23 protein-coding genes and 1 tRNA gene are annotated in these 24,299 nt (G+C 73.1%); 18 read left to right on the top strand and 6 right to left on the bottom strand.

Features of this window, described 5'->3' with window-relative positions; translation table 11 throughout:
• Positions 1-126: 126 nt before the first annotated feature.
• The 10 genes from LXM90_RS08370 (at position 127) to LXM90_RS08325 (ending at position 9,820) form a co-directional block, all read left to right on the top strand.
• On the top strand, positions 127-1,518 hold the full coding sequence (locus tag LXM90_RS08370) for a hypothetical protein (RefSeq protein ID WP_234082345.1): 1,392 nt from the start codon (positions 127-129) through the stop codon (positions 1,516-1,518).
• Positions 1,515-2,027, top strand: coding sequence for a hypothetical protein (locus LXM90_RS08365; RefSeq protein WP_234082342.1), 513 nt, complete (start codon positions 1,515-1,517; stop codon positions 2,025-2,027). Before LXM90_RS08370 ends, LXM90_RS08365 begins: the two co-directional genes overlap by 4 nt.
• Positions 2,028-2,085: 58 nt before the next feature.
• Complete coding sequence (locus tag LXM90_RS08360; protein WP_234082339.1) at positions 2,086-3,216, top strand: hypothetical protein; 1,131 nt, start codon at positions 2,086-2,088, stop codon at positions 3,214-3,216.
• Positions 3,217-3,296: 80 nt separating this feature from the next.
• Positions 3,297-4,277 carry a trypsin-like serine peptidase gene (locus LXM90_RS08355; RefSeq protein WP_091978712.1) on the top strand — a complete coding sequence of 327 codons (981 nt, stop codon included), beginning with the start codon at positions 3,297-3,299 and terminating at the stop codon, positions 4,275-4,277.
• A gap of 107 nt (positions 4,278-4,384) precedes the next feature.
• A complete protein-coding gene (locus LXM90_RS08350; protein WP_234082336.1) occupies positions 4,385-5,200 on the top strand; it encodes an OmpA family protein in 816 nt (271 codons plus the stop codon).
• Positions 5,201-5,244: 44 nt separating this feature from the next.
• Positions 5,245-6,231: a hypothetical protein gene (locus tag LXM90_RS08345; RefSeq protein WP_234082334.1), complete on the top strand. Its 987-nt coding sequence runs from the start codon at positions 5,245-5,247 to the stop codon at positions 6,229-6,231.
• A gap of 48 nt (positions 6,232-6,279) precedes the next feature.
• Positions 6,280-7,281 carry a hypothetical protein gene (locus LXM90_RS08340; RefSeq protein ID WP_234082332.1) on the top strand — a complete coding sequence of 334 codons (1,002 nt, stop codon included), beginning with the start codon at positions 6,280-6,282 and terminating at the stop codon, positions 7,279-7,281.
• A gap of 33 nt (positions 7,282-7,314) precedes the next feature.
• Positions 7,315-8,040, top strand: coding sequence for a hypothetical protein (locus LXM90_RS08335; protein WP_234082330.1), 726 nt, complete (start codon positions 7,315-7,317; stop codon positions 8,038-8,040).
• A 50-nt stretch (positions 8,041-8,090) separates the two neighbouring features.
• Entirely contained in the window at positions 8,091-8,408 is a 318-nt protein-coding gene (locus tag LXM90_RS08330) for a hypothetical protein (protein ID WP_020094559.1), read from the top strand.
• Positions 8,405-9,820 (top strand): hypothetical protein, encoded by a 1,416-nt coding sequence (locus tag LXM90_RS08325; RefSeq protein WP_020094560.1) that lies wholly within the window; start codon positions 8,405-8,407, stop codon positions 9,818-9,820. The genes LXM90_RS08330 and LXM90_RS08325 overlap by 4 nt, the downstream gene beginning before the upstream one ends.
• Here LXM90_RS08325 and LXM90_RS08320 read toward each other — a convergent pair.
• Positions 9,804-10,052: a hypothetical protein gene (locus LXM90_RS08320; RefSeq protein WP_091680694.1), complete on the bottom strand. Its 249-nt coding sequence runs from the start codon at positions 10,050-10,052 to the stop codon at positions 9,804-9,806. The two genes, LXM90_RS08325 and LXM90_RS08320, sit on opposite strands and share 17 nt — an antisense overlap.
• 304 nt (positions 10,053-10,356) lie before the next feature.
• Here LXM90_RS08320 and LXM90_RS08315 point away from each other — a divergent pair, with 304 nt between their 5' ends.
• The 5 genes from LXM90_RS08315 to LXM90_RS08295 all read left to right on the top strand — a co-directional run bounded on the left by LXM90_RS08315 (position 10,357) and on the right by LXM90_RS08295 (position 15,374).
• A complete protein-coding gene (locus LXM90_RS08315) occupies positions 10,357-10,773 on the top strand; it encodes a hypothetical protein (RefSeq protein ID WP_020094562.1) in 417 nt (138 codons plus the stop codon).
• Between the two features lie 340 nt (positions 10,774-11,113).
• Complete coding sequence (locus LXM90_RS08310; RefSeq protein ID WP_020094563.1) at positions 11,114-11,338, top strand: ribosome modulation factor; 225 nt, start codon at positions 11,114-11,116, stop codon at positions 11,336-11,338.
• A gap of 164 nt (positions 11,339-11,502) precedes the next feature.
• Positions 11,503-13,581 carry an ATP-binding protein gene (locus tag LXM90_RS08305; RefSeq protein ID WP_051123768.1) on the top strand — a complete coding sequence of 693 codons (2,079 nt, stop codon included), beginning with the start codon at positions 11,503-11,505 and terminating at the stop codon, positions 13,579-13,581.
• Positions 13,582-13,591: 10 nt separating this feature from the next.
• Positions 13,592-14,260, top strand: a complete 669-nt coding sequence (locus tag LXM90_RS08300) for a response regulator (protein WP_020094565.1) — start codon at positions 13,592-13,594, stop codon at positions 14,258-14,260.
• A 121-nt stretch (positions 14,261-14,381) separates the two neighbouring features.
• On the top strand, positions 14,382-15,374 hold the full coding sequence (locus LXM90_RS08295; RefSeq protein WP_026605162.1) for a DUF808 domain-containing protein: 993 nt from the start codon (positions 14,382-14,384) through the stop codon (positions 15,372-15,374).
• On the opposite strand, the gene LXM90_RS08290 is transcribed toward LXM90_RS08295, so the two are convergent.
• Both LXM90_RS08290 and LXM90_RS08285 read right to left on the bottom strand, forming a co-directional pair.
• Complete coding sequence (locus tag LXM90_RS08290) at positions 15,348-18,587, bottom strand: efflux RND transporter permease subunit (RefSeq protein ID WP_020094567.1); 3,240 nt, start codon at positions 18,585-18,587, stop codon at positions 15,348-15,350. The genes LXM90_RS08295 and LXM90_RS08290 overlap by 27 nt on opposite strands.
• A gap of 108 nt (positions 18,588-18,695) precedes the next feature.
• Positions 18,696-19,955: an efflux RND transporter periplasmic adaptor subunit gene (locus tag LXM90_RS08285; RefSeq protein ID WP_419149855.1), complete on the bottom strand. Its 1,260-nt coding sequence runs from the start codon at positions 19,953-19,955 to the stop codon at positions 18,696-18,698.
• A gap of 88 nt (positions 19,956-20,043) precedes the next feature.
• Between LXM90_RS08285 and LXM90_RS08280 the strand changes: the two genes are divergently transcribed.
• Entirely contained in the window at positions 20,044-20,643 is a 600-nt protein-coding gene (locus tag LXM90_RS08280; RefSeq protein WP_042670669.1) for a TetR/AcrR family transcriptional regulator, read from the top strand.
• A 142-nt stretch (positions 20,644-20,785) separates the two neighbouring features.
• On the opposite strand, the gene LXM90_RS08275 is transcribed toward LXM90_RS08280, so the two are convergent.
• From LXM90_RS08275 to LXM90_RS08265, 3 genes are all read right to left on the bottom strand, one after another.
• A tRNA-Gly gene (locus LXM90_RS08275) sits at positions 20,786-20,860 on the bottom strand.
• Between the two features lie 107 nt (positions 20,861-20,967).
• Complete coding sequence (locus tag LXM90_RS08270) at positions 20,968-21,432, bottom strand: NUDIX domain-containing protein (RefSeq protein WP_042670671.1); 465 nt, start codon at positions 21,430-21,432, stop codon at positions 20,968-20,970.
• 13 nt (positions 21,433-21,445) lie between these two features.
• Positions 21,446-22,141, bottom strand: coding sequence for a fumarylacetoacetate hydrolase family protein (locus LXM90_RS08265; protein ID WP_042670673.1), 696 nt, complete (start codon positions 22,139-22,141; stop codon positions 21,446-21,448).
• Between the two features lie 137 nt (positions 22,142-22,278).
• Between LXM90_RS08265 and LXM90_RS08260 the strand changes: the two genes are divergently transcribed.
• Both LXM90_RS08260 and LXM90_RS08255 read left to right on the top strand, forming a co-directional pair.
• On the top strand, positions 22,279-23,724 hold the full coding sequence (locus LXM90_RS08260) for an FAD-binding oxidoreductase (RefSeq protein ID WP_234082328.1): 1,446 nt from the start codon (positions 22,279-22,281) through the stop codon (positions 23,722-23,724).
• 258 nt (positions 23,725-23,982) lie between these two features.
• Positions 23,983-24,276 (top strand): DUF2218 domain-containing protein, encoded by a 294-nt coding sequence (locus LXM90_RS08255; protein ID WP_012320003.1) that lies wholly within the window; start codon positions 23,983-23,985, stop codon positions 24,274-24,276.
• The last annotated feature ends 23 nt before the right edge of the window (positions 24,277-24,299 follow it).

Genomic DNA, 24,299 nt, shown 5'->3' with positions numbered 1-24,299 from the left:
CGCCCAGAGCAGACGGGTGGCGCCCGGATGGCCGCCGGAGGTCGACGGATGGCCGGTCGCGAGGTAACCATAAGGCGAATCGAACGATCACAAGGGGTTGCGTGGCAGCCCGCGACCGGGAGGCGCATGACGGGCGGATACGATGAGCGCTGCGCGGCCGACCTCGCCAACGTCGGCGACGGCCGCGATCTCTCCCGCGCCGACCGTGCCTGGCTCGCCCGCGTGGTCACGGGTGCCGTGCGCCCGAACCGCGACAAGCCCCTCTGGGACCTCGCCCACGCCCTCGCCGCGCTGGCCGAGGCGGCCGGGGCCCGCGACGGGCGCGATCTCATCACCCTCGCCCTGGACCCCGGCCTCGCGCGACCGGCCGCCCTCTCGGCGCGCTTCGGCGGCGGCCCGGCCGTCGACGACCGCGGCCCCGTGCTCGGCACCGCCTGGTCCACCGGCTGGGCCGGGCTCGCCCGGCTCCTCGCGCTGGCCGAGTTCGTGCTCACCGCGGAGGACCTGGCCCAGTTCGCGACCGTCGCGGGCTGGCTCGACGAACTCGCCGCCGCGCCCGACGCGGAAAGCGCGGCGATCCTGGCCAAGCGGCTGGCCCGGCATCTCGCCGCCTACCGGAACGCCCATCTGCCGCTGGCGCCGCTGGAGCGGCGCTTCCGGGCGCTCCTGACCTTCCTGGGCGGCCGCCGGTCCGTCGCGGACGACGACATCCTCGATTTCTGGCGCGCCGAGATGGCGACGGGCGAGCGGCCGGGCTTCCGCATCGTCGCGGAGCATTTCGTGACCTTCGAGGCGGCCGGCCGCCTCCTCGAAGGCCTCGACGCCCTCGCGGCCCCCGCCGCCCTCGACGCCCACGCGGGCTGGGAGGAGCGGCTGGACGCGGCCCTGGGCGATCTCGCGGCCGCCGAACCCGCCGCGGCGCTCGCGACCCTGCTGGCGGACTGGCCGGAGGGCCCGAAGATCCTCACCGGCGCCGAGCGCGAGGACCTGGCCGACTTCCTGCGCCTCGAGCCCTACCACCGGACCCGCCCGCTGACGACGCTCCGCGCCGTGAGCTTCGGCCGGGTCCAGTCGGGCATCGCCAACCGCCTGCGCCGCGGCGGCGGCGGCGCCGCCATCGCCGAGCGGGCGACCTGCCTGGAGGCCGAGAGCTACGCCGAACTCCGGACGCGCGCGGGACTGCTCGCGGCCCATCTCGACCGGATGCTGCGCATCGCGGCGGCCCTCCGGATCGCCGATCGCGACGCGCTGCCCGAGGCGGTGCGGGGCGCGCTGGAGGCCGCCGAGGCCGACCTGCGCCGCGTCCGCCGCGCCGGATTCGATGATCGGGCCGGTCTCTCGGCCGGGTTCGCGGCCGCCGAACCGGCGCTGCTGCGCCTCGCCGAGGCGGCGGCCGACCTGGAGCGGTCGCTCGACGGACTCGCCCGGCACCGGCCGCTGGACGCGCTGTTCCCGGCGGATCGGGACATCTTCGCGGTCGCGCTCGCGGCGGCCTATGCCGGGGAGGCCGCGGCGTGAGCGACGCGGCACGGCTCCTCGCCGAGATCCACGCGGCCCGCGCCCTCGTGCGCGATGCGGCGACGACCGCCCGGCCGAACCACGCGGGGCTGTGGGCCCACGCGACCCGTGCGCCCGACGGCCCGGTCGACCTCGCGACAGTGCGGGCGATCCGCGGCGACGCCGCGACGGCCCGGCGCTACCGGACGATGCTCGGCGCCCTGGCGCTCGCCCACGCGCCGCTCGCTGCGGCCGCCTCGGACGGCGCGATTCTCCGGCGCCGGGTCGGCGCCTACGCGCTGGAGATCCTCGAGGCCGCGGACGGCGCACCGCCGCTCCTCGTCCTGCGCGGCGAGTCGGGGCAGATGCCGCGGGTGATCGAGGCGTGGCTCGGCGACGAGACGGTCCGGCTCGACCTCGGTCCGGCGATCGAAGGCGCGGCGGTGCTCGCCCTCGACCCGGCCGTGCCGGACGCGGCCCTCATGGGCCGGATGCTCCGCGACCCGGCCTGCGCGGTGTTCCTGCTTTGACGAGCCGTCGGACCAGCCGGCAGGCCGGTCTCGGCCCGTCCGGGAGACCGGCCCGCGCATGACGCGTCCGGCCATCCTCGTCGTGGTGCCCACGACCCGCGGACCGCTGGTGCTGCGCGGACTCAGGCCGCGCCCCGGCCTTCCGGCCCCGGCCGCCTTCGCGGACGGCGATTATCGCCCGCTGCCGTGGTCGGCCGATTACGCCCGGCTCTGCGGGGCCGCCGGCCCGCTCGCCCGGTGGACGGGCCGGACTCCGGAGCCCCACGAGCTGCGGCTGTCGGGCTCCTTCGATGCCGGACGCTCCTGGGAGGTTCCGGTCTGCCTGGCGCACGGCCTTGCCGATGGCGGCCACCCGCTCGCCGCGGCACCGGAGGAGGCCGACCTCATCCTCTGGGCGACCGGCGCGGTCGATCTCGACCTCGCGGTGCTGCCCGGCGACTACGCGCTCCTCGACAAGATCGAGCGCTCCGCTGCGACGATCGCCGAGGCTCCGGACGCCGCGCTGGCGGTCCTCCTGCCGGACGGGCCGGAGCGCGCGCAGGCCGAGGCCGTCTTCCGCGGCATGGGCCGGAACGTGCGGATCCTGCCGTCGCACAGCGTGCCCGCAGCCCTGGCCGCATTGACCGCGCCGCGGCCTTTGGAGAGGGCCGAGACGCCGCCGGCGCGGCGATGGTGGCGTCTCGCGTTGCCGGCCGGCGCCGTCGCGGCAGCCGGACTCGCCGGTGTGCTCGCTCTCGGGGCCACGCGGCCCGATCCCGTCAGTAAGCCGCGCCCCGACGCGCCGGCCGGTCCCGCCAGCCCTCCCCCCAGCATCGAAGTCCGGATCGCGTCGCCGATCCACGTCTCCGAGCTGCGCGCCCCGGCGGGCTCCTCCTGCCGCCGCGTCGCCTTCGGAGCCGACCCGCCCGAGCGGCGCCCGGTACCGGCGGAGTCGGGCGATCACCTGGCCGCGAGCCGCCTCACGCCGGACCTGTGCGGGCTCGCCATCGGAGCGGAGCCGGGCCTGCGCGTGCAGGTCGGGCCGGAACTGCGCGACGCCGCCCTCCCGGCCGTCCGGCTGGCGGACGGCGCGCTCGGCTATTTCCTGCGCGAGGGCGCGCGGCAGAACCTCGTCTACACGGTCCAGGCCGTTCCGGAGGCCGGAACCGGCGCGCTTGCCGGCCGCCTGGTCCACACCCTGGCGCGCTGATGAGAATCCGGCGTGTTGCGAATGCTGTCGATCGACCCCGCGAGCGCGGGCCCGATTCGCGGACCGAGAGGAGGGAGAGGATGATCGCGATGCGCCGGAGAGGCCCACTCCTTCTGGGAACGGCCTGCGCGCTGATCGTGCTCGGCCGCGGCGATGCCGCGCGGGCGCAGAGCGTCGGCTTCGATCCCGCCGATTACGGCCGGGCGCAGCTGCCCCTGCGCCAGACGACCGGCGACGCGGCCGCCTATGTCGACCAGAACAAGGGCGCCTTCGAGCCCGTGAGCGAGCTCGACCCGAAGGACGGCCTCGCGGCCCTCGCCCGACCGATCGGCCGCGTCGACATCGTGCTCCAGAACGGCCGCACCGGGCAGCAGGTCGGTGCCTCCTGCACGGGGACGCTCCTGACCGGCGACTACGTGCTGACCAACCACCATTGCCTGCCGCAATCGGGCGACCTGCGCCCGATCAAGGCGTCGATCCTGATGGATTACCTGACCCTCGACGGGAAAGGCTCCCGCCGGTTCGAGATCGACCCGAAGCCCGTCGAGTTCGACGCCCGCCTCGACTTCGCCCTCGCCCGCGTGGCGGGCAATCCGACCGCGACCTACGGCGCCGCGCGGCTCTCGGGCGAGCCGGTGACGGCCAACCGCTCGATGCTGGTCATCCACCATCCCCTCGGACGACCGAAGGTGATGAGCCGCTTCCGCTGCTTCGCCGTGAAGGACCAGGCCGAAGGCCCGGACCTGCGCCACCGCTGCGACACGCTCGGCGGCTCGTCCGGTTCGCTCATGTTCGACGCCTCCGTGGCCGGCATCGCGCTCCACAAGGAGGGCGGCCTCGATCCGAAGGATCCGACGAGCTTCAACAGCGCGACCCGCCTCTCGGCGATCCTGGGCCGGAGCCCGACCCTGACGCGGATCGCGGCGGCCCAGGGGCGCCCGGTCGCCGCCGCGGATCCGGGGACCAGGCCGGTCGGGCCCGGCCCGGCACCCCAACCCAGGCCGGCGACCGACGGACCCCTCGACCCGGCCGGGATGAACGCCATCCTGCGGGGACGCTGAGCGCCGTCGCGGAGATCGCGAGGCCGGGCGACGAAAATCGCTCTGGGCCGCCCATGGACGGGGTGAGAGGGGCCGAAGCAAGGCCCGGGACACTGGAAGGGTAAGCGATGCGGACCCACGATCTGCCGCGCGCCGCGCGGGCGCGCCTCGGCCGCTCCGGCCTGTTGCTCGCCGTCGGCCTCGCCCTCGCGCTGGCCGCGCCCGCGCGGGCGAACCCGCTCACCGAGGTGCCGGGTGCCCGGGCAGCGCAGCCGGACGAAGCGCCTCCGCCGCGGGACCCGGCCGCGGAGCGGGCGGAGGCCGAGGAGGCGCGGGCCGCGAACCCGGGTCCGACCGCGATCATCCGGTCGCTCGCGCCGTTCGCCGACGGCAATCCGGGAGCTCCCGCGCGGCCGCTGGCGGTCAGCCCCGACGACGGCGGCCCGGCGGTCCGCGTCGTTCCCGCCCGGTCGATCGATCTCACCGTGTTCTTCGCCTACGACAGCGCGCGCCTGACCCCCGAAGCGCGCATCCAGCTCGAACCGCTCGGCGAGGCCCTGCGCGCCGAGCCGCTCGCGGGCCACGGATTCCTGATCGCCGGCCACACCGACGCCGCCGGCGGCCGCGCCTACAACCGCCGCCTCTCCCTGGCCCGGGCCCGGGCCGTGAAGGCGCATCTCGTCGAGACCTACGGCATCGCCCCGGAGCGCCTGCGCGTCCACGGCTGGGGACCCGCGCGGCCGAAGGATCCCGACGCACCCCTGTCACCGGTGAACCGCAGGGTGGAGGTCAGCCTGATCGCGCCGGCCCGCAGCGGTGCCCTCCGCTTCGTCCTGCCGGTCGCGGATGGTCCGTGCAGCGACCTGGCCGATCCGCGCCTGCGGACGGATCTCGACCTCGACGATTTCCGCGCGGCGCCGACCCCACGTCCCTGCACCGAATGACGCCAACTCGCCTCACCGACGGTCCGAAGACGGAGAGACCCGCGATGTCCTGGAGGATCCCGATGCCCCTCGTCCGCACCACCGCGTTCCGCACCACCGCGTTCCGCGCCGCCTGCCTCGCCGTCCTGGCCCTCGGTTCCGCCTACGCGGCACCGGCCCGGGCGCAGACCAAGCCCAACGTCGTCGTGATGGGCGAGGACGCCGACGAGGACGCGGTGCCCCGCGGCAACCGCATCTTCCAGCGGGTGATCCACGAGCTGTCTGAGACCATGAACCTGCGCGGCTACAACGTCTACGACGAGACCGCCGTCGCGATGGGGTTCACCCAGGCCAACCGGGTGCGCCGGCGGGATGCCGAGCTGATCGAGGTCGCCCGCGCGGTCCAGAATCCGCCGCTCGACGTGGTGGCGGTGTTCCAGATCTACGCGTCGGCGTCGAAATCCGCCTACTCGGATATCGTCCGTCCGGAGATCCGTATCCCCGGACGCCTCCTCAACGTCCGCACCGGTCAGTCGCTCGGCTCGTTCGAGGTGGCCGGGCTCCAGCTGCCGCCCCTGCCCCAGGGGTGCGACCGCGAGTGCCTGCTCGAGCGGGTCGGCGCCGAGGCGAAGACGGTGGCCGCCGACCTCGCGGCCGCCCTCACCGCGAAGCTCGACGGCGTCATCGCGCCCCGCCGCGGTGCCGATGCCGGCGCTGCGCCCCCTGACGCCGCTCCGGTCGGCGGCGCCGTGGCGGCGGCGCCCGGCGGCGAGGGCTGTGGGGGTTTGCCCAGCGCCTACGTCGTCCGTCTGAGCGGCTTCTCGGCCCAGGAGGTCCAGGCGGCCGAGGAGTACATGGCGGCCTTCCGCTGCTACGAGCACCACCGTCCGGTGCGCGCGAGCGGGGCCAGCACCGAGTACTGGTACGAGACCCGCTCGGATTCCGCCCGGCTCGGCCGGAACCTCCGCCTGATGCTGGAGCACATGAGCGCGCCGGGTCAGGTCCAGTTCTCGGGCAACACCTTCGTCATCAGCCGCGTGGCGACGCGGTAGCCGAACCTTCGCCTTCCTCGTCGTCCCACCGTTCCCTGAAGGTTGACCATGTCGGTTCGCGAGCGCCTGCGCGGCGCCCTCTCCCATCTTGTCCCGCAACGCCCGGCGCGGCGCGTCATCCTGGCCGGACTGGTCCTCGCGCCCCTGGCGATCGCGGCCCGCGAGGCCCGGGCCGACCCGGTCTTTCCGGGCGCCGGCGCCCTCGGCCTGACGCCGCCGGCCGGGATGAGCGTGAGCCGGCGCTTCGCCGGTTTCGAGCATCCGGCCGGCGCGTCGATCATCCTGGTGGAGATGCCGCCGGAGGCCTGGGACCGAATCAATGGCCGGTTCACCCCCGAGGCGCTGGCCGCCACGGGCTTCCGGGTGAAGGGCGGGGCCGAGCCCCTGCCGGTCGCGGGCGGTGAGGGCTTCGTCCTGCGCGGCACCCAGCCGGCCAACGGCCTCACTTACGCGAAATGGGTCGCCGTCGTGCGCGGCGCCCCCGGGACCGGGCTCGTCACCGTGCAGGTCCCCGAGAAGGCGGCCCGGCAGGTGCCCGCCGCTTCCGTCGAGGCGGCCCTCCGCACGATCGCGTTCCGGGCGAAGGCGAGCCTGACCGATCAGGTCGCGGCGCTGCCCTACACGGTCGGCGACATGGCGGGCTACCGGCCGACCGCGGTCTTCGCGGGCAACAGCCTCCTCCTCACCGAGGGACCCAAGGACGTCGATCCCGAGCGCGAGCAGCCGGTGATCGTCGTCGCGCCCTCGCTCGGTCAGGCGCCGGTCCCGGCGGGCGCGGAGGTCGCGGTCGCCCGCCGGCTGTTCGCGGCGCAGAAGGACTTCGCCGACGTGAACGTCACGGACGAGGCGCGGTCCAGTCGCGGCGAGGCGGTCGTCGTGCGGCTGCGCGGCACCGGGACCGACACCAAGAGCGGCCGTGCCCTCGGCGTGACGCAGACGATGGTCTTCGACGGCCAGCGCTACCTGCGGGTGCTGGGCTTCGCCGATGCCGGTCGCCTCGACGCCCTGGACAGGGCCGACCGTGTCGCCGCCTCGGTGGCGATGCGCTGACCGACCTCTGCACCCACAACGAGAGCCTTCCCGATGCGCCCGCCGCTCCTCGCCCCGCTGCTCCTGGTCTCCGCCCTCGCCCTGCTCGCTGGCCCGGCGCGCGCGGAGGAGAATGAGTGCCGGCGGTCCCCCACGCTCGCGTCCGGCGCGCCCCCAACCTTCGGGCGCATCAGCGCGCCGGGGCGCACGGCCTTCGTCAAGGACGGGCTCGCCCGCGCCGGCTGCCCGGACCCGAGCGCCGCCTGCCGCGAGCGCGCCTACCTGGTGAGCGCCGATCCCGTCATCCTCGGCGAGCGACGCGGCGCCTATGTCTGCGCCCACTATCGGGGCGCGGGCGACGATATGGGCCGGACAGGCTGGCTCCCGGGCGAGGCCGTCGCCGTCGAGCCGCCCGGTGCCGTCGCGCCTGCGGACTGGCTCGGCACCTGGACCCGTGCGGAGGCGCGCATCCGCATCACCCAGGCCGACAAGCCGGGGCTGCTCACCTTCGGGGGCGACGCCACCTGGGGCGCCGGGGATCCGGAGCGGGCGCGCCGCGGCGGCGTCCATATCGGCGAATTCGCCGGCACGGTCGCCCCGCAGGGCGCCGCGGCGAGCTTCGCCGTCGGCGAGAACGGGGCGCTGCCAGTCGAGGCCGGTGACGCGTCCGATTGCAAGGTCTGGCTGCGGCGGGTCGGCCCCTGGCTGGTCGTCGACGACAACCTCGGCTGCGGAGGCGTCAACGTCACCTTCCGCGGCCTCTATCGCCGCCAGCCATGAGCGGCGCGGCGCGGCGCGGCCGCCCCGGCTCCGCGCGGGGCTTGTGACCGATGGCCATCCGCACGATGGCGCGGCCGAGCCCGTCCCGGCGACGCCTGCGCGTGATCCTCATCCTGCTGCTCATCACGTGGCTGCCGGTCGTACCCTTCGCGCTCGGCCTCGCGCTGACGAACCTGACCGGCTGCACCGTCAACGAGGCGGGGACGCACCCCTGCCCGGTGGCCGGACACGATATCGGCGGCCTGCTCTACACGCTGACGATGACGGGCTGGCTGCTGATCCCGTTCCTGCCCTTCATGGCCCTGACACTGCTGCTCACCGTCGTGCAGGGCCTGCTGATGATCCTTCGAGCGTGGTTGCGGCGATGATGCGGTTCACCTTCCGGCGCGCGGCCGCACTGCTCGGCCTCGGCGTGGCAGCCGTCCCGCTGTCGAGCCTGGCGATCCCGGTGTCGGCGACCCCGGCACGGGCGCAGGCGACCAAGGTGGAGGGACCGGCCCTCCCCTACGCCTCGACGCCCGACCTGCGGGCCGCCACGGTCGCGCGGGCGGTGCGCGACCAGCGCGCCACGAACCCGATCGCCGCGGCCGAGACGGCGCGAGAGATGGCCCAGCACGATTACGACACCATCTTCCGCGGCTTCCTCGACGGGACGCCGCTGCGGCCGGACGATGCGGGCGACGTGCTCACCGCCTTCATCGCCCTGCAATGGATGGTCGCCAACGACGCGACGGTCGAGCCGAGCGCGGCGGCCCTGCGGGCGATCCGGACCCGGTTCGTGGCGCCGATGGCGGAACGGCCGCCCCTGTCCCAGCCGGTCACGCGGGCAGCCTTCGCCGAGCAGGTCAAGCTGCGCGCCGTTCTCCACCATGCCGGCTGGCAGGCGGCCAAGCGGCTCGGCGTGCTGCCGCGTTTCCTGGCGGGCCTGTCCAACGAGTTCATCCCGGTCGCCACGCTGCGGAATCTGGCGCTGACCGAGGACGGGCTGGTGCCGAAGGACCGGGCCGGACGCGCGGCCCCGAAGCCGCCACCGGTCGCGGAGAGCCCGTCCGTGCCGGACGCGCGGCCGGCTCCCTCCCCGGCTCCGTCCGCCCCGGACGCGGCCGGTCCCCCGCGCCACGCCGCCAACTGGGATCAGGTCGAGGGCGTGTACTTCCGTTCGACCACCGGGTTCGGCGTCGGCGGTCTCATGACGATCGATTTCGAGCCGCTGATCTTCCTGCGCGACGGAACCTACTACGAGGTCGCCGACACCGCGCTCGAAGACGTGGACCTCGCCGCCGAGCGGGCCGCACGGCCCAAGCGATTCGGGCGGTGGAGCGCCAAGGGCGCCGGCTTCGTCCTGACCGACGCGCGCGGCCGCGCGAACGACTACGCCCTCGGCGACGGCAGCTTCTTCCGGGCCTTCCCGGCCGGCTCTGGCGAGCGGGTGGCGCGGGCGTACCGAAGGCTGTCGGGCGGCGGCAACACAGCCCTGGGCGGCGACGTCGCGATCGCCGTCGAGAGCCGCTACGACTTCCACGCGGACGGGAGTTACGGCCGCGGCGGCTCGGTCGGCGCGACGAATTCGGGGGCGAGCACCGGCGTCGGCACGGCGATCGCCCGTCGGCGCGCGCCGGAGGGCGGGCGCTACGCCCTCGATCGCCACACGCTCACGCTGACCGCGGCGGATGGCCGGACCCGGCGCCTGTTCTTCGCCTACGGCTCGCAGAAGGATCCCCCCGAGATCGACCGCGAGATGATCTTCGTGGGCGACGACGTCTTCAGCCCGGCGGACTGATCGGGATGCCGAGGGCGGCCCCTCGATCGGCGCGGATCTCAGGACGCGGGGCATCGGCGGATTCCGGGCCGAGCAGACCGCCGCCGAACCGCGCCCAGTCCTCCAGCGAGCGTCCGGGGGCGGCCTGCGGGCCCTGCTTGACCGGTCGCGGCGTCCGCGGCGCGCCGAGGCGCCCGTAGCGCCGGTACCAGGATCGCGCCCTCTGCACCGGCCGTCCCAACGCCTTCCGCATGCCGTCCCCCTGTGCAGCGCGCGCGAATGTCCACGGCCAAGCTAATCCAGGCCGGTCGCCCGGGCATGTCGGGCCGACCCTGACACGATTGCCGATCTCTCCGACTGCGGATCGGCGCCGGGCAACACAGATGAGCCTGCGGGACAGCGACGGGCGGTCTCCCGCCGTCCGCGCGTACCGGGGAATGCGCGGTGGCCCGCGATGGCGGCCGGCATCGCCGTCCCGACAGACCGCGCCGCGCGGTCGGATCCGGCATCGGGTCCGATCCGTGCGGACGTCCTTCACCGTCTCTGGAGCTCAGCCCATGAAACGTCTCGCGATCGCCCTCACGGCGCTGTCGAGCCTCGTCCTGTTCGCCCCGTCGAGCGAGGCGCGACCCCACGGCCGCGGCTTCCATAATGGGCCCCACCATCTGGGCCACGGCGTCTGGAGGGGGCGGCGCCACGGCCTCCACCGGTACCGCCATCACCGTCTGCACCGGCACTACCGGCGGCACCGGGGCTACCGCGGATATCGCGGCGTCCACTTCCGCCCCGCCGGCTACGGCTTCCGGCCCCACGCGTATCGCTCGGGTGGCTGGGGCGGCTATCGCGGGGTCGGCTTCGCGACCGGCGCAGGCCTTGGCCTCGCGGCCGCTGCACGGCCCGGTCTCTACGGCGCGGCCTACGGGCGGCCCTACGGGTACGGCTATGCACCGGTCGGCTACGGCTGCGCCTACTAGGCGGCGCATCCGGACCGGGAGGCCGGGCCGTCACGGTCTCCCGATCGGCGTCCCACGCCACGCCCACGTCGGCGGGGCACTCGTGATCCTCGCGTCCGACGACGCGAGGATCTCGTGTCTCTCCGCGCATCATTCGGACGGATCGGGGCGATCCCCGAAAGACCCGGTGCCGCTTTCGTGCAATGGTCAATCGATCATCGCACGCACGGCCTGTCGGGATATTCCCGACAGGCGTCGGTGTGAGCGGTATCCCGGCTCGAAACAGCTTGCTTGGCCGTTCGAACTCGGCGCTTCTGACCCGGCGGGACAGGCTCCCGAGCGGCCGGAGAGATCAGCGCCCATGCTCATGGACATCGTCAAACAGGGCGCCCGCGCGCGCGCCGTCGGTCGGCCCCGCGACGCCTGCCCCTATCCCGGCGAGTCGCGCGAGCGCCGGGCCTGGTACGAGGGCTACGACGGCTCCTCGTGGGCGGTCGCGACGCGGATGCCGCACCCCGCCCGGATGCTGCCCGGATCGGCCCTTTCCGACGCCGGTGCCGCGTCCGACCCCGCCTCCCCGGCCTGACGGCGGCCCGACTTTCCCGTAGGAGAGCTGTGAGCTTACGGGCCGATGCGGGGATACGGGAGGCGGGCGACGGTGCGCGCGGGACGGCGAGACAGGGGCGTCGGGCCGTCCGAGCGATGGGCGCCGGGTCCGGACCGACGCGCAGCGTGTCCGCGCACGGCCGCATGAATGTTCGCGCCCGCGACACCGGGATCCGGAGGCCCGAGCTCCAGCTGAGCCGCGGCAGCCGCCGCACCTTCGTCGCCCTCGCCCTCGCGGCCGCGATCCCGGTCCTGCTGCTCAGCGGCTGGGTCGCGACGCTGATGGCGCAGCAGCAGCGCGACCTCGCCCGGAGCGCCGCCGTCGCCAGCGCGACCCGGGTGGCCGAGCGCGTCGCCTCGGACATCGCCGCCCAGATCGCGGTCCTCGAGGCCGAGGCCGCCTCCGCGACCCTCGACAGGCCCGACCTCGCGGCCTTCTACGCCGAGGCCGTGCGCCTCCGGCAGGCGCACCCGCTCTGGGAGACGGTGGAACTCGCGCGACCGGACGGCGCCCAGATCGTGAATCTTCTCCGGTCCCTCGAGGAGGAACTCGGACCGACCTCGGACCGGACGAGCTTCGACGCGGTGGTGCGCACGCGGCAGCCGGTGATCGGCGGCATCGGCCCGGCCGGCTCGATCTCGGGCAAGCGCCTCGTCGCGCTGCGCGTGCCGGTCATCCGGGACGGCACGCTGCGCTACGTCCTCTCGATCCGGCTCGCCACGAACGCGGTGAGCTCGATCCTGCGCGACGCCGGCGCCCCCGAGGGCTGGGTCGGCACCATCGTGGACGCGGAGGGCAACACGATCGCCCGGACCCGGGCCGAGGTGGAGGAGCTCGGCCACCCGGCGAACCCGGCGCTCCAGGCGGCGATCCGGAACGCCCCGAACGGCTTCTACACCGGACCGACGCTGGAAGGCGCCGATGTCGAGGTGGTCTACCGGACCCTGCAGCATACCGGCGGCTGGTCGGTGCATTTCGGGATGCCGGTCGCGACGCTCAACGCGCCGGTCTCGCGGTCCTACGCCGTCCTGGGTGGCGGCAGCTTCGTCAGCATCGGGCTCGCCCTGGCGCTGGTCGGTCTCGTCGGCCGCGATATGGCGCAGCGCCGGGCGGGCGAGCAGGCCCGGTTCTCCCTCGCGCTCCGCTCCAGCGAAGAACAGGGCGCCGTCGCCGCCGAGGCCGCGGAGCTTGGCACGCTGCGCTGGGACACCGTCGCGCACCGGGTCACCGGCTCGCCCCGCGCGGCCGATCTCCTCGGTTGGACGGCCGCCGCCGAAGGGCGCGACAGCGCCGTGGACGCCGACACGGTCCTGCAGGCGGTCGATCCCGAGGATCGCGGGCGCCTGAGCGAGGCCCTGCGCCGGAGCCTCGCCGAGGGCACGCCGCTCGACGTCGAGTTCCGCGTGATCCAGGAGGGTCGGGAGCCGCGATGGGTCCGGGTCGCCGGCCGCGTGCCGCAGCTCCACGAGCATACCCCGGCCGGGCTGATCTACGGCGTGGTGTCGGACATCGAGCCGCGCAAGCGCGCGGAGGCCGAGCGCTTCGCGCTGCTGCGCCGCCTCGGCGAGGCCCAGGAGAACGAGCAGCGCCGGATCGCCCGCGAACTCCACGACCAGGTCGGCCAGACGGTGACCGGTCTGTCGCTGGGCCTCAAGAGCATGGAGCGGCTCCTGGCACGCGGCGCGACGGCCGAGGCCGGCCGGCAGGTGGAGTGGCTGCAATCCCTCGCGAGCGAGATCGGCCGCGACATCCACCGGGCCGCCGTCGACCTCCGGCCGACCGCCCTCGACGATCTCGGCCTGCGCGAGGCCCTGGCCACCCTGCTGCGCGACTGGAGCCAGCGGCACGGGATCCGCGCCGACCTGGAATTCCTGAGCGAGGCGACCCGGCTGCCGGCCGCGATCGAGACGGCCGTCTACCGGATCGTGCAGGAGGCCCTGACCAACGTCCTCAAGCACGCCCGGGCCGCGAGCGTCAGCGTCTCGGTGGAGAAGCGCGCGGGCGAGATGCGGGTCGTGATCGAGGATGACGGCACCGGCTTCAACGCCGACGAGCAGCGTGAGCGCGCCGGCGGCGAGGCGCCGGCCAAGCTGCGGCTCGGCCTGTCGGGCATCCGCGAGCGGCTGTCGCTCCTGAGCGGGACTCTCACGCTGGAATCGTCCCCGGGCATCGGTACGACGCTGTTCGTCACCATCCCGATTCCGGAACATCCCGAGACCTGAGGAGAAGCGCATGACGGACCGCATCCGCGTCGCCCTGGCCGACGACCATCCCATCGTCCTCGCGGGGATCCGGACGCTCCTGAACGCCGACCCGGAGATCGAGCTGGTCGGCGAGGCCACCAGCGGCAGCGAGGCGCTGCCGATGATCCACGCCGCCGACCCGGACGTCGCCGTCGTCGACGTCTCGATGCCGGGCCTCAACGGCCTGGAGCTGACCGAGCGCGTCGCCGGGTCTTGCCCGCGGACGCGCGTGCTGGTGCTGACGGTTCACGAGGACGCGGCCTACGTTCAGCCGCTGCTCAAGGCAGGCGCCCGGGGCTACCTCCTCAAGCGCTCGGCCGCGGAGGACCTGCTCCGCGCGGTCCGCGCCGTCGCGGCTGGCGGGATCTACCTCGACCCCTCGGTGGCGAGCCACGCCTTGGCGCATCCCGGGGCCCCGGCGCAGGGCGGCGAGTCCGAGCCGTCGGCCGAAGCGCTGAGCCCGCGCGAGACCGACGTGCTCCGGCTGATCGCGCAGGGCTTCAGCAACAAGGAGATCGCGCGGCGCTTCGATCTCAGCGTGAAGTCCATCGAGACCTACAAGGCGCGGGCCGCCGAGAAGCTGGGCCTGCGCACGCGCGCGGAGATCATCCGCTACGCCGCCGCGCACGGATGGCTCGACGCCCTGGCGCTGCGCTAGGCGCGAGCAGGGGCAGCCAGTCCCGGGCGACGGCCGGATCCGCCGATTTTTCGCCGGTCAGGGATCAAATCCTGCCGCGGATCGTCTGTCTGGCGGACCGGTCAGGGACGAGGGGGGACGGGTGAGCGTCGGATTGATCGCCCTGTTGGACGATGTCGCCTTCATGGTGAGGGCCGCGGCGGCCTCGCTCGACGACGTGGCCGGCCAGGCGGCGCGCGCCGGCACCAAGGCCGCCGGCGTCGTCATCGACGACGCGGCCGTGACGCCGCGCTACGTCGTCGGCTTCGCCGCGGAGCGCGAATTGCCGATCGTCGGCAGGATCGCCCTCGGATCGCTGCGCAACAAGATCCTTTTCCTGCTGCCGGGTGCCCTGGCGCTGAGCGCCTTCGCCCCCTGGGCGATCACGCCGCTCCTCATGCTGGGCGGCGCGTACCTGTGCTTCGAGGGCGCCGAGAAGGTCTACGAAGCCGTGTTCGCCCATCACGGCCACGGCGACGAGGCGGACCAAGAGGGTGGAGCCGGCGGCGATCAGGCCCGGGAAGACCGGCGCGTGGCGAGCGCCATCAAGACGGACTTCATCCTGTCGGCCGAGATCATGGCCATCACGCTGGCGGCGCTGCCGGAGGGCAGCTTCTGGATGCGGGCGGCGGTGCTGGCCATCGTCGCGGTCGGCATCACCGCGGGCGTCTACGGCGTGGTCGCGCTGATCGTGAAGGCCGACGATGCCGGTCTGGCCCTCGCCCGCAGCACCGCGGGCCCACCGCTCGGAAGCCTGATCCGCGGGCTCGGCCGCGGCGTCGTGAAGGGCATGCCGATCCTGCTCAAGATCCTGGCCGTCATCGGGACGGCGGCGATGATCTGGGTCGGCGGCGGGATCCTCATGCACGGTCTGGAGACCTACGGGTTCTCGGCACCGGCGCACGCCGCCCACGCGATGGCGGAGGCCGCGGCGGCGCGCGTGCCGTTCGCCGCGGGCCTCGTCGAGTGGCTCGTCACCGCGACCGTGTCGGGCCTCATCGGGCTGGTCGTCGGCGGGGCGCTGATCCCGCTGACGAACGTCGTGCTGGCGCCGGCGTGGCGCGCCCTGTCAGGCCTGTGGCAGCGGCGCGGCTGACGGGATCCCGTGATCGGCCGGCGCGGAGCTCGGCACAGCTGCTGGCGCCGGGACCGGCGCGGCGGCGCCGTGATGCTTCAGGGGCCTGTTGCCGCTCAGGCGACGCAGCAGCACGTAAAAGACCGGGGTCAGGAACAGGCCGAAGGCGGTCACGCCGATCATGCCCGAGAACACCGCGACGCCCATCGCGCGGCGCATCTCCGATCCGGCGCCAGTCGCTGTCACCAGCGGCAGCACGCCCATGATGAAGGCCATCGACGTCATCAGGATCGGCCGCAGCCGGAGGCGGCTCGCCTCGATCGCCGCCTGGAGCGGCGTCCGACCGGCGAATTCGAGCTCACGGGCGAATTCGACGATCAGGATGGCGTTCTTGGCCGAGAGCCCGACGAGCACGATCAGGCCGATCTGCGTGAAGACGTTGTTGTCGCCGGCCGACAGCCAGACGCCGAACATCGCGGCGAGCAGCCCCATCGGCACGATCAGCAGGATCGCCAGCGGCAGGGCGAGGCTCTCGTACTGCGCGGCGAGGACGAGGAAGACCAGGAGCAGCGCGAGGGGAAAGACCCAGACCCCGGAATTGCCCGCGATGAATTCCTGGTACGTCAGGTCCGTCCACTCGAAGGCGAAGCCCCGCGGCAGCGTCTCCGCCGCGATCCGCGTCGCCGCCGCCTGGGCCTGACCCGACGAGTAGCCGGGCGCCGCACCGGCGTTGATGTCGGCCGACAGGAAGCCGTTGTAGCGCATGGCCCGCTCCGGTCCGGCGGTCTGGCGGACGCGCAGCAGAGCGGAGAGCGGCACCATCTCGCCGGAACCGGCCCGGACCTTCAGCAGACCGACATCGTCCGATCGCGCCCGGAACGGGGCGTCGGCCTGGACGCGCACCGAGTAGGTGCGGCCGAACTTGTTGAAGTCGTTGACGTAGAGCGAGCCGAGATAGATCTGCAGCGTGTCGAAGACGTCCGTCACCGGGATGTTGAGCTGACGGGCCTTCGTCCGGTCGATGTCCGCGAAGAGCTGCGGCACGTTCATCTGGAAGCTCGAGAACAGCCCGACGAGTTCCGGCGCCTGGGCGGCCTTCGACATGAACGCCTTCGTGACGTCGTTCAGCGCCTCGTAGCCGAGGCCGGCGCGATCCTCGATCTGCAGCTTGAAGCCGCCGATCGTCCCCAGCCCGTTCACCGGCGGCGGCGGGAACATCGCGATGAAGGCCTCGGGGATCGCGGCGTACTTCTTGTTCAGCGACTGCGCGATCGCCGCTCCGTTGAGGGACGGGTCCCTGCGCTCGTCGAACGGCTTGAGCGTCGAGAACACGATCCCCGAGTTGGAGCTGTTGGTGAAGCCGTTGATCGAGAGGCCCGGGAAGGCGACGGCGCTCTCGACGCCGGGCTCCTTGAGGGCGATCTCGCTCATGCGGCGGATGACCTCCTCCGTCCGGTCGAGGGTCGCGCCGTCGGGCAGCTGCGCGAAGCCCACGAGGTACTGCTTGTCTTGGCCCGGCACGAAGCCGCCCGGGATCTGGCGGAACAGGCCGACGGTCAGCCCGACGAGCAGGACGTAGAGGGTCATCATCGCGGCCTTGCGCGACACCGCGAAGCCGACACCGCGGCCGTAGCCGTTCGAGGCCCGCCCGAAGGCGCGGTTGAAGCGGCGGAAGAACCAGCCGAGCAGCCGGTCGAGGATGCGGGTGAGACGATCCTTCGGCGCGTGGTGATCCTTCAGCAGCAGCGCCGAGAGGGCCGGCGAGAGGGTCAGCGAGTTGATCGCCGAGATCACCGTCGAGATCGCGATGGTGAGGGCGAACTGCTTGTAGAACTGGCCCGTCAGGCCGCTGATGAAGGCCAGGGGCACGAAGACCGCGACCAGCACCAGGGCGATGGCGATGATCGGGCCCGAGACCTCGCGCATGGCCTGGTAGCTGGCGTCCCGCGGGGACAGGCCGCTCTCGATGTTGCGCTCGACGTTCTCGACGACGACGATCGCGTCGTCGACGACGATGCCGATGGCCAGCACGAGGCCGAACAGGCTCAGCGCGTTGATCGAGAATCCGAAGACGTGCATCACCGCGAAGGTGCCGACGATGGAGACCGGCACGGCGAGCAGCGGGATGATCGAGGCCCGCCACGTCTGCAGGAACAGGATCACCACGAGCACGACGAGGGCGATCGCCTCCAGCAGCGTGTGGATCACGGCCTCGATGGAGGCGCGCACGAACTGCGTCGGGTCGTAGACGATCTGGTAGTCGACGCCCTCCGGCATGGTCCGCTTGATCTCCGCCATGGTGCGGCGCACCTCGTCGGAGATCTGGATCGCGTTCGAGCCCGGCGACTGCGAGATCGGGATCGCCACCGCCGACTTGTTGTCGAGGAGCGAGCGCAGGGCGTAGTCGGAAGCGCCGAGCTCGATGCGCGCGACGTCGCGCAGGCGCGTGATCGCCCCGTCGGCGCCGGTCTTGACCACGATGTCGCCGAACTGCTCCTCGCTGCTCAGGCGCCCCTCGGCGTTGAGCGAGAGCTGCAGGTCGAGGCCCGGAACGGCCGGCGACGCGCCGATCACGCCGGCCGCGGCCTCGACGTTCTGGGCCTGGATCTCCCGCACGACGTCGCCCGCGGACAGGCCGTGCTCGGCCACCTTCTGCGGGTCGAGCCAGATCCGCATCGCGTAGTCGCCGGAGCCGAAGAGCTGGACCTGGCCGACGCCGTCGAGCCGCGCCAAGCGGTCCTTGATGTTCAGCACCGCGTAGTTGCGCAGGTAGGTCATGTCGTAGCGCCCGTTGGGCGAGACGAGATGCACGACCATCGTCAGGTCGGGGGAGCTCTTCACCGTGACGATGCCGAGCTGGCGCACCACCGCCGGCAGCCGCGGCTCGGCCTGCGAGACCCGATTCTGGACGAGCTGCTGCGCCTTGTCGGGGTCGGTGCCCAGCCGGAAGGTGACGGTCAGCGTCATGATGCCGTCCGTCGTGGCCTGGCTCGACATGTAGAGCATGCCCTCGACGCCGTTGATCTGCTCCTCGATCGGCGTCGCCACGGTCTCGACGATGACCTTGGGGTTGGCGCCCGGGAAGGTCGCGCGGACGACGACGGAGGGGGGCACCACGTCCGGGTACTCGGAGATCGGCATCGCGAAGAGCGAGAGCAGGCCGCCGATGAAGATGAGCATCGAGAGCACACCCGCGAAGATCGGGCGGTCGATGAAGAATTTGGAGAGATTCATGCCGCCCTCCGAGGGCGTGAGGCAGGGGCGTCCGGGCGGCCGCGTGCGGCCGCCGTCTCGAAGGCGTCGGGGATCTGGATCGGGCGGACGGGCGCGGCGCGCCGGCCGTCAGCGCTGCGCCAGCTTGCGCGGCCCGGAGGCGGCGTCCTGCGGGCGCGCGCCCATCGCGACCGGTTCGGGGCGCAGGAGGGTCCCGGGACGGACGCGCTGCAGGCCGTTGACCACGATGCGCTCGCCGCCCGACAGGCCGGAAGTCACGACGCGCAGACCGTCGACCGCCCGGCCGAGGGTGACGGCGCGGAACTCGGCCCGGTTGTCCGACCCCACGAGGAGCACGAACTTCTTGTCCTGATCGGTGCCGACGGCCCGCTCGTCGACGAGGACGAGGCGTTCCGGCGCGGCCTGACCGAGGCGCATCCGGGCGAACTGGCCCGGGATCAGGCGGCCGTCGCCGTTGGAGACGGTCGCGCGCACCCGGACCGTGCCGCTGCGCGCGTCGACCTTGTTGTCGATGAACTGGAGATGCCCGGCCGCGCGGGCGCCGTCGGCGGTCGCCATCTCCACGGGGATGCGGTCGAGCTTGCCGCGCCGGCCGCCCGACTCGGCGACCGAGGCCAGCGCCTTCAGGACCACGCCCTCGTCGGCATCGAAGCTGGCGTAGACCGGATCGACCGAGACGAGCGTGGTCAGCACGGCGGCCCCGGCGCCCGTGGCCACGAGGTTGCCCGGCGTGATCTCGCGGCGGCCGACGCGGCCGCCGACGGCCGCCCGGACCTGCGTGTAGCCGAGGTTCAGGCGCGCCGCCTCCAGGGCCGCCTTCGCCGCGTCGAGGCTCGCCTTGGCCTCCTTGAACGCGTTGGCGCGGACGTCGAGGTCGCGCGCCGTGACGATGTGCTGGTCCGACAGCTTCTGCCCGCGCTCGAGGTCGCTCGCCGTCATGCCGACCCGCGCCTCGGCGCCCGCGACCTGGGCTTCCAGCCGCTGGACCTCGGCCGCGTAGGGCGCGGGATCGATGGTCACCAGCAGGTCGCCGGCCTTGACCACCTCACCTTCCGCGAAATGCGTGGCCAGGATCGCGCCGCCCACCCGGGCACGGACGTCTATGCGCTCGACGGCCTCCAGACGACCCGAGAACTCGTCCCAGAGGATGACGTCGCGCGGCTCGACGGTCGCGACTGAGGCCGGCATCGCCACCTCGGTCGGCGGCGTCGCGGCGACGGCCACGGTTCCCCGGACCAGGGCGCCGGGTATGAAGGTGTAGGAGACGCCTGCGAGAAGGGCGACCGCGAGGCTTCCGGCCGCGAGGCGCCGGGCACGGAGAGGATTGCGCGAGGGATGACGCTGAGGTTCCACGAGCGACTCCAACATCTGTATAGGTCGCTACACATGTCGGCATGGACGCGGGGCGTCAAGTGACTTATCTACCACTCGATATAAAAGTTGGAGTCCGCAGGCAATGGTGATGGGGCGCCCCCGGTCCTTCGACACGGACAAGGCCCTCGACGAGGCGATGGAGGTGTTCTGGCGCCACGGCTACGACGGCGCGAGCCTCGCGATGCTCACGAAGGCGATGGGCATCAAGCCGCCGAGTCTCTACGCGGCCTTCGGCAGCAAGGAGGGGCTGCTCAAGGCCGCCCTCGACCGGTACGCGCAGCGGCGCTCCGAGCACATGCGCTTCGTCCTGGCGGGCGAGACCGCGCGCGACGTGGCCGAGCGCTTCCTGAGCAGCATCGCCGAGAGCCACACGGATCCGGCGAACCCGCCCGGCTGCCTCCTCGTTCAGGGCGGTCTCGCCTGCGGCGCGGGCTCGGAGAACATCCCGTTCGAGCTGGCGTCCCGGCGGGCGCAGGGCGAGATGGAACTCCGCGAGCGCTTCATTCAGGCCCAACAGGACGGTGACCTGCCGGCGGATTCCGACCCGGTCGCGCTGGCGCGATTCCTGTCCACCGTCGCCTCCGGCATGGGCGTGCTGGCCTCCTCGGGCGCCGACCGGGAGGCGCTGCGGGAGGTCGCCCGGGTCTCACTGCGGGCCTTCGCGAAGGAACAGGACGCCTGAGCCGGGCTGACCGGGCGCGATCCCGCGCCTCGGTCCACCCGGACGCCGTTCGCCTTTCCGCGACCGGCAGTTCGCCGAGGTCCAGAAACGACAAAGGCCGCAGAGCTGCGGCCTTGTAGGTCGATCGTATGGTTGGGAAAACTGGAGCGGGCGAAGGGATTCGAACCCTCGACCCCAACCTTGGCAAGGTTGTGCTCTACCCCTGAGCTACACCCGCTCACTGTGCCGCGCCGCCCGGACTTTCGTGCCGGCGGCCCCCGGCGCGGCTCTCTAAACACCATTCCGCCGGGCGACGCAAGCGCCCTTTTCGCGAACCGTCACGATTTACCAGTTCGGCTCCGGCGGGAGGCCGTCGCGGATCTCCCGGAGCCGGGCGCGGGTCCCGCGCGTGGTCCCCTCGGGGAGCGCGTCCATCGGGAAAAAGGCGCACTCGGCGACCTCCCGGTCCGGCGCCTTCGGGCGCAGGACCGTGAAGGCCGGCAGGACGAACAGGGCCACGTGGTCGCGGGGCGCGGCGACCACGTTCCGATAGAGGCCGTGCAGGCGCGGCTCTCCCTCGGCGACGATCTCCGCCTCCTCGCGGAACTCCCGCACGATCGCGTCGCGCGCGGTCTCGCCGCGCTCGACGCCGCCGCCGGGGAGGTGCCAGCCACTCACGTAGGTGTGGCGCACCAGGGCGACGCGCCCGGCCCCGTCGAGGGCGACGCCGCGCACGCCGAGGGTCATGCCCCGGGACGCGAGCGCCCCGAGGTGGAACAGGCGCCGCAGCAGCGGCCGATCGAGGAGCATGCGGCCGCGCGGCTCAGACGACGTCGAGGGTGATGGCGCCGAGACCGTCGATCGCCGCGACCATGCGCTGGCCGCGCTGGACCGGGCCGACGCCAGAGGGCGTGCCGGTGAAGATCAGGTCGCCGGGCTGCAGGGCGAAGTAGCCCGACAGGTAGGCGATCTGCTCGGCGACGGACCAGATCATGTCGCCGAGGTCGCCCTTCTGGCGGACCTCGCCGTCGACCGACAGGGTGATGGCGCCCTTGGCCGGGTGGCCGATGGCGGAGACCGGGTGGAGCGCGCCGATCGGCCCCGACCCGTCGGCCGCCTTGGCGGTGTCCCAGGGCCGCGACATCTTCTTGGCCTCGTCCTGGACGTCGCGCCGGGTCATGTCGAGGCCGATGGCGTAGCCGTAGACGTGCTCCAGGGCGGTCTCGGCCGGGATGTCGCTGCCGCCGCTCGCGAGGGCCGCGACCATCTCCACCTCGAAATGGTAGTTGGCGGTCTTCGGCGGGTAGGCGTGGGCCGTCGGCTCCGGCCCGACGATCTGCAGGGCGTCGGCGGGCTTCATGAAGAAGAACGGCGGCTCGCGGTCCGGGTCCGCGCCCATCTCGCGGGCGTGGGCGGCGTAGTTGCGCCCGACGCAGTAGACGCGGCGGACGGGATAGAAGTCGCTGCTACCGACGATGGGGAGCGCGATGCGGGGCGGGTTCTGGATGACGGAGAGCATCTCTGCCTCTGCGGTGGATCGTCCGGGTGGACCGGCGCGACGACGCCCGGGCCCTACATCATCGTTGTAAGGTCCGCATCGGCGCGCGCCATACCGGCGCTTGCGTCCGGCCTGCTCCGGCCTACAGAATCCGCGCGATGACGCCGACAGCCGCCCTCGACACCCTGCTGACCGCGCTCCGGGACGGGCTCGGCGCGCGGCACGTGCTGATGGATCCCGACGCCCTCGCGCCCTACCTGACGGAGAGCCGCCGCCTGTTCACCGGGTCGGCCCTGGCCGTACTTCGGCCGGGGAGCACCGAGGAGGTCGCCTTCGCGGTCCGCGCCTGCACGCAGGCCGGGATCGCCGTCGTGCCGCTCGGCGGCAATACCGGCCTCACCGGCGCCGGCGTGCCGCAAGGCGGCGTCGTCCTGTCCCTGGAACGCATGAACCGCCTGCGCGCGGTCGACCCGGTGGACGCCACCATCACGGTCGAGGCCGGGATGATCCTGGAGGAGGTGCAGGAGGCGGCCGAGGCCGCCGGCATGCTGTTCCCGCTCTCCTACGCGTCGCGCGGCTCCGCCCGGATCGGCGGCGGCGTGAGCACCAATGCCGGCGGGATCGCGGTCCTCGCCTACGGCAACGCCCGCGACCTCGTCCTCGGGCTCGAGGTCGTGCTCGCCGACGGGCGCGTCTGGAACGGGCTGAGGGCCCTGCGCAAGGACAATGCCGGCTACGACCTGAAGCAGCTCTTCATCGGCTCGGAGGGCACGCTGGGCATCGTCACGGCGGCGGTGCTGAAGCTGTTCCCGCGGCCGCGCTCGACGAGCGTCGCCTTCGTCGGCCTCGACTCGGCGAAGGCGGCTCTGGACCTGTTCGTCTTCCTGCGGACGCGGATGGACCGCGACCTCACGGCGTTCGAGTACCTGCCGCCCTTCGCCCTGGAGATCGTGCTGCGCCACGTCCCGGGGACGGTGCGGCCGCTGGACGGCGCGCACGGCGCCTACGCGCTGATCGAGGTCGCGTCCGCGCGACCGGACGCCGACACGGGGGCCGAACTGGAATCGGCCCTCGGGCAGGCCCTGGAGGACGAGCTGATCGCCGACGCCACCATCGCGACCAGCGGGGCCCAGAACGCCGCGCTCTGGCGCCTGCGCGAGGGCGTTCCCGAAGCGCAGACCCGCGAGGGCGCCTCGATCAAGCACGACGTGTCGGTGCCGCTCTCCCGCCTGCCCGAGTTCCTGGAGCGGGCGGGGGCGGCCTGCCTCGCCGAGATGCCGGGCCTGAGGCCCTGCGGCTTCGGCCATTTCGGCGACGGCAACATCCATTTCAACCTGTCACAGCCGCCCGGCATGGAGCCCGCGGCGTTCCTGTCCGCCTGGGGCCGGTTCAACCGGATCGTTCACGACCTCGTGCACGCCCTGGGCGGCTCCATCGCGGCCGAGCACGGCGTCGGCCTCATCAAGCGCGAGGAACTCGCGCGCTACGGCGACCCGGTCGGACTCGACCTCATGCGGCGCCTGAAGGCCGCGCTCGATCCGGACGACCTGCTCAACCCCGGCAAGGTGCTCGTCCCGACCGATCGCGGCCCGCCGCCGGCCTGAGCGAATTTGTGCATCGCGCCATAATTCGGCGCGGAGACGCGTGCAGGACAGCCACGCCGCGCCGCGAACCGCCGGGGCGGCCCGTCGCGTTAAGGTGCTGCTAACGCTTCGGACACACGCTCAACACAGACGGCGGAGACGGATCCGTCGGCGCCAGGCATGGCAATTGCTCTGAGGCCTCCCTATCTCGCACGTGCGAGATCGAACGACGAACCGTCACCGACAGGCTGTTTTCACATCCATCTGGAGACCGACGGAATGCCCACCTCCCAGGCCCGCGTGCAGACCACCGAGGCGAGCCGCTACCTGCAGCAGCTCTGCCGGCACTGGAGCCACAAGTTCAAGGTCGAGGCGACCCCCGTTCACGGCACCGTGCCCTTCGGCGAGGACCGCGTCTGCACCTTCGATGCCGAGCCCGACGCGCTGGTGATGCGCATCGACAGCTCCGACCCGGTCAACCTGACCCGGCTGGAGAACGTCGTGGCCGACCATCTCGCCCGCTTCGCCTTCCGCGAGAGCCTCGGCGACATCCGCTGGTCGCGCGCCGCCTGAGGGCCCGCGCAGCGCGATCACGG

It is taken from the genome of Methylobacterium oryzae, assembly GCF_021398735.1.
Classification (GTDB): domain Bacteria; phylum Pseudomonadota; class Alphaproteobacteria; order Rhizobiales; family Beijerinckiaceae; genus Methylobacterium.
This window is presented reverse-complemented; position numbering and strand designations above follow the sequence as displayed.